General features: G+C 71.3%; 7 protein-coding genes, 1 tRNA gene and 1 pseudogene. 3 read left to right on the top strand and 6 right to left on the bottom strand.

The features are described 5' to 3' along the window. Window positions 1-55 precede the first annotated feature (55 nt). The 4 genes from CH341_RS26710 to CH341_RS26695 form a co-directional block, all read right to left on the bottom strand. On the bottom strand, window positions 56-256 hold the full coding sequence (locus tag CH341_RS26710; protein WP_111421997.1) for a Trm112 family protein: 201 nt from the start codon (window positions 254-256) through the stop codon (window positions 56-58). A gap of 142 nt (window positions 257-398) precedes the next feature. After that, the gene (locus tag CH341_RS26705) at window positions 399-1,073 is read right to left on the bottom strand and encodes an LON peptidase substrate-binding domain-containing protein (RefSeq protein WP_111421996.1); all 675 of its coding nucleotides are present in this window, start codon (window positions 1,071-1,073) and stop codon (window positions 399-401) included. Window positions 1,074-1,112: 39 nt separating this feature from the next. Continuing rightward, window positions 1,113-2,036, bottom strand: coding sequence for a thioredoxin family protein (locus CH341_RS26700; protein ID WP_111421995.1), 924 nt, complete (start codon window positions 2,034-2,036; stop codon window positions 1,113-1,115). Window positions 2,037-2,118: 82 nt separating this feature from the next. Continuing rightward, a complete protein-coding gene (locus tag CH341_RS26695) occupies window positions 2,119-2,646 on the bottom strand; it encodes a prolyl-tRNA synthetase associated domain-containing protein (protein ID WP_111421999.1) in 528 nt (175 codons plus the stop codon). A gap of 195 nt (window positions 2,647-2,841) precedes the next feature. Between CH341_RS26695 and CH341_RS26690 the strand changes: the two genes are divergently transcribed. Both CH341_RS26690 and CH341_RS26685 read left to right on the top strand, forming a co-directional pair. Next, window positions 2,842-2,916, top strand: a tRNA-Gly gene (locus tag CH341_RS26690). 70 nt (window positions 2,917-2,986) lie between these two features. Next, entirely contained in the window at window positions 2,987-3,187 is a 201-nt protein-coding gene (locus CH341_RS26685) for a hypothetical protein (protein ID WP_146604636.1), read from the top strand. A gap of 24 nt (window positions 3,188-3,211) precedes the next feature. On the opposite strand, the gene ggt is transcribed toward CH341_RS26685, so the two are convergent. Next, window positions 3,212-4,942 carry a gamma-glutamyltransferase gene (gene ggt / locus CH341_RS26680; RefSeq protein WP_111421993.1) on the bottom strand — a complete coding sequence of 577 codons (1,731 nt, stop codon included), beginning with the start codon at window positions 4,940-4,942 and terminating at the stop codon, window positions 3,212-3,214. Between the two features lie 37 nt (window positions 4,943-4,979). Beyond that, window positions 4,980-5,591 carry a peroxidase-related enzyme gene (locus tag CH341_RS26675; RefSeq protein WP_111421998.1) on the bottom strand — a complete coding sequence of 204 codons (612 nt, stop codon included), beginning with the start codon at window positions 5,589-5,591 and terminating at the stop codon, window positions 4,980-4,982. 215 nt (window positions 5,592-5,806) lie between these two features. On the opposite strand from CH341_RS26675, the pseudogene CH341_RS33885 reads away from it, so the two are divergent. Further along, window positions 5,807-6,322 (top strand): annotated as a pseudogene (locus CH341_RS33885) (NAD-glutamate dehydrogenase domain-containing protein); the annotation flags it as partial.

Raw genomic sequence — 6,322 nt, 5'->3', positions numbered from 1 at the left:
CGCGCTTCCAGCGCGCCCCCGGGACGACGGGCTCTGTTCGCGGCGGTCCGCGCCGTCAGTCGAGGCGGCGGGCCTCGTCGACCAGCATGATCGGAATGCCGTCGCGGATCGGATAGGCGAGGCGCGCCGCCCGCGAGACCAGCTCCTGGCGCTCGGCATCGTATTCGAGCGGCCCCTTGGTGAGCGGGCAGACCAGGATTTCGAGGAGCTTCGGGTCGACCGAGCCGGCCGCGCGGTCGGGAGGCGTCGAGGTCATGCGATGCGAATCCGTTCGGTGGATGTCCGTCGTCGACGGTCGTGACCCGGCCGGGCGGCCGGGAGGTGCAGAGTACGCTTGCGGATCGTGCACCGGCAACGGTTCCGGTGGCCCGCGGTTCCGCCGTGCCGCCGCTCCGACCTCACTGCAGCGACACGTCGCCCGGGGAGCGGCCCTTGGCGAGCTCGATCTCCGTGACGGCGACGAGGATCTCGGCCCGCGTCTTGAGGTCCGGCGCCTCCAGCAAGGCCTGCTTCTCGGCCGGCCCGTAGGGCGACATCATCGCCAGCGCGTTGACCAGCGCCTCGTTGGGGGCGCTCTCGATTCCGTCCCAATCGGCCTTGAGCTTGTTGGCCTCCAGGAAATCGCGAAGCGCCCGCAGGAGCGCCTCGCGGTCGACCGCCTTCTCGCCCTTGCGGGCGACGAAGTCGTCGGCATAGGGGCCGTAGCTGACGAGGCACTGGCGATAAGGCGTGTCGACCGAGAGCTCGTGCTCCAGCCGGAACCGTGCCACGCCGGTGAGCTGCAGCAGATAGCGCCCGTCGCCGCTCTCGGCGAACTGGGTGATTCGCCCGGCGCAGCCGACCCGGAACAGCGTCGGCCTGTCCTCCGGACCCGGATGCGCGCTGTCCGGCTGGATCATTCCGATCAGCCGGTGGCCGTTGCGCAGCGCGTCGTCGATCATGGTCAGATAACGCGGCTCGAAGATGTTGAGCGGCATCTGTCCGCGCGGCAGCAGCAGGGCGCCCGGCAGCGGAAACACCGGCAGCGTCGACGGCAGGTCCGCCGGGCTCCGATACGCCGCGTTCATGGGCATGGCCGTCTCCGTGGCTTCGGTCGGCAGGCGACCGCGATGTCAGGCGAACAGGATGGAGGACAGACGGCGGCGGCCCGAGACGGTCGCCTCGTCGGTGGGGCCCCAGGCCTCGAACAGCTGGACGAGCTGCTTGCGGGCGCCGTCCTCGTTCCACTTGCGGTCGCGCCGGACGATCTCCAGCAGGTGGTCGACCGTCTCGGCCTTGCGGCCCTTGGCGGCCAGCGCCAGGGCGAGGTCGAAGCGCGCCTGGTGGTCGAGCGGATCGGCGGCGACCTTCTTCTCCAGCTCGACCAGCGGACCGAGCGCGGCGGCCTGCTCGGCCACCTCGAGGGCAGCGGCCGCGGCCGCGACGGGCGGCTGGTTGCGCTTCGCCTCGGGCACCATGGCGAGCGTCTGCTTGGCCTCGTCGAGCGCGCCGGTCTCGATCTGGCAGCGCACCAGGCCGGCCATCGCGTGAACGTTCTCGGGGTCGTGCTGCAGCACCTCGACATAGATCTGCCCGGCCGACGCGGCGTCGCCTTCGACCAGGGCGGCGTCGGCGGCTTCGAGCGCCTGCTGCACCGGATCGTCGGCCGCGCCACCCTTGCCCTTGGTCAACCGGTCCAGGAACGCCACGATCTGGCTCTCCGGCAGCGCTCCCATGAAGCCGTCGGCGATGCGCCCGTCGACAAAGGCCAGCACGGCCGGAATCGACTGGATCCCGAGCTGCTGCTGGAGCTGCTGGAACACGGCACGATGCTGCTCGATGTTCAGCTTGACCAGCTTGACCTTGCCGCGGGCGGCCTTGACCAGCTTCTCCAGCATCGGCGTGAGCTGCTTGCAGGGCTGGCACCAGTCGGCCCAGAGATCGAGCAGCACGGGCTGCCGGCGCGATTCCTCGATCACGTCCTTGGTGAAGCCCTGGGTGGTGGTCTCCTTGATGAGACCGTCCGCGGCCACCGCCGCTCCGCCGTCCTGAAACATAGGGAGTGTCCTTTATCGGGGTGCCGCCGCGCCCTTCCGACCGAGTAGATGGGGAAGCACGGAACTCATTGCAATCGCGACGTCAATCAGGCCGTTCGCCGCTTCCGTCCGGGCTCCCTCCGGAGACCGTGGCGAGGCGCGGCTCGTGGCCGGTATGGCGCAGGAACCGCACCAGGTCGCCGGGCGCGATCGCCGTCGTCATGGTGTTGACCAGCGGGTGGCAGTTCAGCGGATCGTAAGCCAGCATCGGCTCGTCCAGGACGACCGTCACCCGCCCGCCCGTGTCGTTGATGGCGGCGAACGGCGTGACGGAGCCGGGCATCACCCCCAGCGCCTCCTGCAGCAGCTCGGCCGAGCCGAACGAGAAGCGGCCGGCGTCGAGCCGCCGGTGCAGGCCCTTGAGGTCGATCACGGCGTCTTCCAGCGCCACCACCAGGAACAGCGTGCCGCGCTTGTCCTTGAGAAACAAGTTTTTCGTGTGCCCGCCCGGGATCGTGCCGCGCAGCGCCCGCGACTCCTCGACCGTGAACAGCGGCGGATGCGTCACGGTGCGGTGCGGCACGCCGAGGCGGTCGAGGCAGGCGAACAGGTCTTCGGGGGCGGCGGGCATGTCTGGCACGAACGCGTCGGGGTCCATGGTGGCCGGCACTGGACCCTGCCCGATACCCTTCCGTCAACCCTGTCCGGCGTCGCCGGCCCTCCGACACCGCCGAGCCGGGTCTCGCAATCGCGGCTCGTCACGACGGTTGCCAAGCGATCCGAGTTTGGGTAGAGAGAGCGCCTCGGTGGCCGTGCCGCCGCGGATGCGGGTGTAGCTCAGGGGTAGAGCACAACCTTGCCAAGGTTGGGGTCGAGGGTTCGAATCCCTTCGCCCGCTCCAAACAAACCGCCCGAGGGCATGTTCGCTCGGGCGCAGGCACGACATCAGCGTATATTTTTGGACGAATGCGATGTTGCCCGTCGTATTGCGCCGTCTTTTCGTTTCCGGAAGCACGGCCGCGCCGATCGCCGGCCGATTCAAGACGGCCCCGCTCTTCATCCCGGCCTACCGCAGCGGTCTGTCGATCCGCATCAATGCCCGTCCGGCCGGCCATGCGCTGGCGCGCCGCCAGCTCGGCCGCCTGCTCGATGCCCGTCGCCGGGTGAGCTGACCCGGCCGCCGGCGCCGCCCGGCCTCAATCTCCTGCCGCCCCCGCCCCGCGCGAGCGCCGGTCGGCGACCCCGACCACGCCGTCCTGCGTCACCGCGACCGTATGGGCCGAGCCCGAGGTCGCGCCGATCCGCAGCGGGTGTCCCATCGCGGCGAGCGTCCGCAGGGTCGCCTCCGGCATGGTCCGCTCCACCAGCACCTCGTCGGGTCGCCACTGGTGGTGAAGCCGCGGCGCCGCCACGGCGTCGGCCGGCGACAGGCCGAAGTCGACGCGATTGACGATCACCTGCAGCACCGTCGTGATGATGCGGCTGCCGCCCGGCGCGCCGGTGACCAGTACGGGCCGGCCGTCCTTCAGCACGATGGTGGGCGTCATCGAGGAGAGCGGCCGCTTGCCCGGCGCCGGCGCGTTGGCGGCACCGCCGATCAGCCCGAATGCATTGGGCGCGCCGGGCTTCGCCGAGAAGTCGTCGAGCGTGTTGTTGAGCAGGACGCCGGTCCCCTCGGCGACCAACCCGACCCCGTAATTGAAGTTCAGCGAGGTGGTCAGCGCCACCGCGTTGCCGTCGCGATCGATCACCGAGAGATGCGTCGTGTCGGCGCCGCCGCCGCCCAGCGCCGGGCTGTCCGGCCGAATCTCGGATGCGGGCCGGGCCCTTTTCGGGTCGATGCTCCGCCGCAGCTCGGCCGCGTAGTCCTTCGAGAGCAGCCGCTCCAGCGGCACGTCGACCTTGTCGGCATCGCCCAGGAACGCGGCGCGGTCCGCATAGGCGAGCTTCATCGCCTCGATCTCGAGATGCAGGGCGGCCGGCGCGCCGGCACCGAGCGACCGCAGGTCGTAGCCTTCCAGGATGTTGAGCATCTCGACCAGATGCACGCCGCCCGAGGACGGCGACGGCATCGCGACGATGTCGAACCCCCGATAGGTGCCGCGCACCGGCTCGCGCACCACGGCGCGATAGCCGGCCAGATCCTCCAGGCCGAGAAGCCCGTCGGCGGACCGGACGGTCGCGACGAGCTTTTCCGCCACCGGGCCGGTGTAGAAGCCGGCCGGTCCCTGGGCCGCGATCCTCTCCAGCGTGTCGGCCAGGTCCGTCTGCACCAGACGGTCGCCCTCGGCCGGCGGGCGCCCGTCCTTCAGGAACACCCGGGCCGAGGACGGCCACTGGCCGAGCCGCCGTTCGGCGAGCGTCAGGGTCTCGAACAGGTCGCCCGTCACCGGCACGCCGGCGCGGGCCAACCGGACGGCCGGGGCGATCAGCTCGGCGAGGGTCAGCCGGCCGGAGCCGAATCGCTGGTGGGCCAGCGCCAGGCCCGCGACGCTGCCCGGCACCGCGATGGCGCTGGCGCTGAACCGCGACTTGCGCGGATCGGCGTTGCCGGCCGCGTCGAGGAACATGGTCGCGGTGGCGGCCGCCGGAGCGGTCTCGCGGAAGTCGATCGTCACGGCCTCGCCGCCGGCCCGGTGCAGCACCAAAAATCCGCCGCCGCCGAGATTGCCGGCGCGCGGCAGCGTCACGGCGAGCGCGAATGCGGTGGCGACCGCGGCATCGACGGCGTTGCCGCCCCGCGCCAGCACGGCGGCGCCGATGCGGCTCGCCTCGGCCTCCTGGCTCGCCACCATGCCGTGCCGCCCGACCACCGTGGTGGCGGCGATCTCGCCGGTGCTCGGGGTGACGTCGGTGGCCTGCTGGGCGTGGACCGGAACGGCGGCCGCGACGAGCAGCGCCAGGAGGAACGAGAGCACGATGCGCATGGGGAGGATACGGCCTTCGGTCGTGTGCCGCGCGGCGTCAGCGCGCCTGCGCGTGGTATTCGGGATTCGGCCGCATGTCGGTCGCCGACGCGAGCCGGTTGGTCATGTTGAAGAACGCCGCCACGGCGGCGATGTCCCAGATGTCGCGGTCCGAGAAACCCGCGCTCCGGAGACGCGCGCGATCCTCCTCCTCGACGCTCCACGGGGAGGCCGTGAGCTGGTCGGCGAAGTCCAGCATGGCGCGCTGGCGCGGCGACAATCGGGCAGCCCTGAAATTGGCGACGAGCTGGTCGCCCAGCACGGGATCGCCGGACAGCGCCCGCACGGCGGCGCCATGCGCGGCCAGGCAGTAGTAGCAGTGGTTGTGCGACGACACGGCGACCGCGATCATCTCGCGCTCGAGCTTCGACAGGCCGGAGGGAGCGCGCATCAGATCGTCGTGCATGGCGACGAAGGCTTCGAGCTTCGCCGTGTCGAACGTGTAGGCCTTCAGCACGTTCGGGACGAAGCCGAGCTTCTCGTCGCATTTCGCCAGATAGGCGGCCATGGCCGGGGAGAGCTGTGCTGCATGAAGGTCGAGAGCCGTCACCGGCTCGTCGTCGCGCCGGCCCGACGCCGGGTCGGCCGTTCGGTCCGTCTCGTGAGTCATGTTCGCCTCGTCCGATCGCAGCACATGAGGGCGTCGAGCTTATACGGCGACGGCGGCCGACGCGAATGCCGGGCCGCGGACGCCTTTCCGTTTGCAGTGCAGCGGCGCGAGACTCGCGCGCGACGCGGCGCCGGGTTGCATCGGGGCGGAGTGCCTCGCGCCGCATTCGGGCCTATATGTGCGGGCGAGGCGAAGAGCGCCGCGAGGAGCACACCATGGACGCTGGTCAGGCGGAACAGGGGAGCAACGAGGCGCGCGCCGCCCGGGTGATCGCAGAGGCCGAAGCCCGCGTCGCGGCGACCGACGGCCCCGCGGCGGCCGCCTTGGTCGGCGCGCTGTTCGGCGGCGTCGCGGCCGAGGATCTCGCCGAGTACGATGCCGCGGAGCTCGCCGCGCTCGCCGGCGACGGATTGGCCTTCCTGGCCGAGCGGCCCGGGCACGCTGCGAAGCTGCGAATCCGCACGCCCGAGAGCGTCGCCGCGCCGGCGCCCGTGTCGGTCGTCGAGATCGTCAACGACGACATGCCGTTCCTGCTCGATTCGGTGCTCGGCGCGCTGCGCGAGCTGTCGCTCGACCCGCTGCTGGTCGCCCACCCGATTCTCGCCGTCGAGCGCGATGCGGCCGGCCGCCTGGTGTCGTGGGAGCCGGCCGGCCGGGCCGGCCAGACGCGCGCCAAGGAGAGCCTGATCCACATCCATGTCGATCGGATCGTCGAGGCGGCGCGCCGCGAC

This window comes from Rhodoplanes roseus, assembly GCF_003258865.1.
Classification (GTDB): domain Bacteria; phylum Pseudomonadota; class Alphaproteobacteria; order Rhizobiales; family Xanthobacteraceae; genus Rhodoplanes; species Rhodoplanes roseus.
This window is presented reverse-complemented; position numbering and strand designations above follow the sequence as displayed.

Bases quoted from the DNA above. Each gene is read 5' to 3' on its own strand.
- CH341_RS26700 (WP_111421995.1), bottom strand. From the start codon at position 2,036: ATGTTTCAGGACGGCGGAGCGGCGGTGGCCGCGGACGGTCTCATCAAG.
- CH341_RS26705 (WP_111421996.1), bottom strand. From the start codon at position 1,073: ATGCCCATGAACGCGGCGTATCGGAGCCCGGCGGACCTGCCGTCGACG.
- ggt (WP_111421993.1), bottom strand. From the start codon at position 4,942: ATGCGCATCGTGCTCTCGTTCCTCCTGGCGCTGCTCGTCGCGGCCGCC.
- CH341_RS26695 (WP_111421999.1), bottom strand. From the start codon at position 2,646: ATGCCCGCCGCCCCCGAAGACCTGTTCGCCTGCCTCGACCGCCTCGGC.
- CH341_RS26685 (WP_146604636.1), top strand. From the start codon at position 2,987: ATGTTGCCCGTCGTATTGCGCCGTCTTTTCGTTTCCGGAAGCACGGCC.
- CH341_RS26675 (WP_111421998.1), bottom strand. From the start codon at position 5,591: ATGACTCACGAGACGGACCGAACGGCCGACCCGGCGTCGGGCCGGCGC.
- CH341_RS26710 (WP_111421997.1), bottom strand. From the start codon at position 256: ATGACCTCGACGCCTCCCGACCGCGCGGCCGGCTCGGTCGACCCGAAG.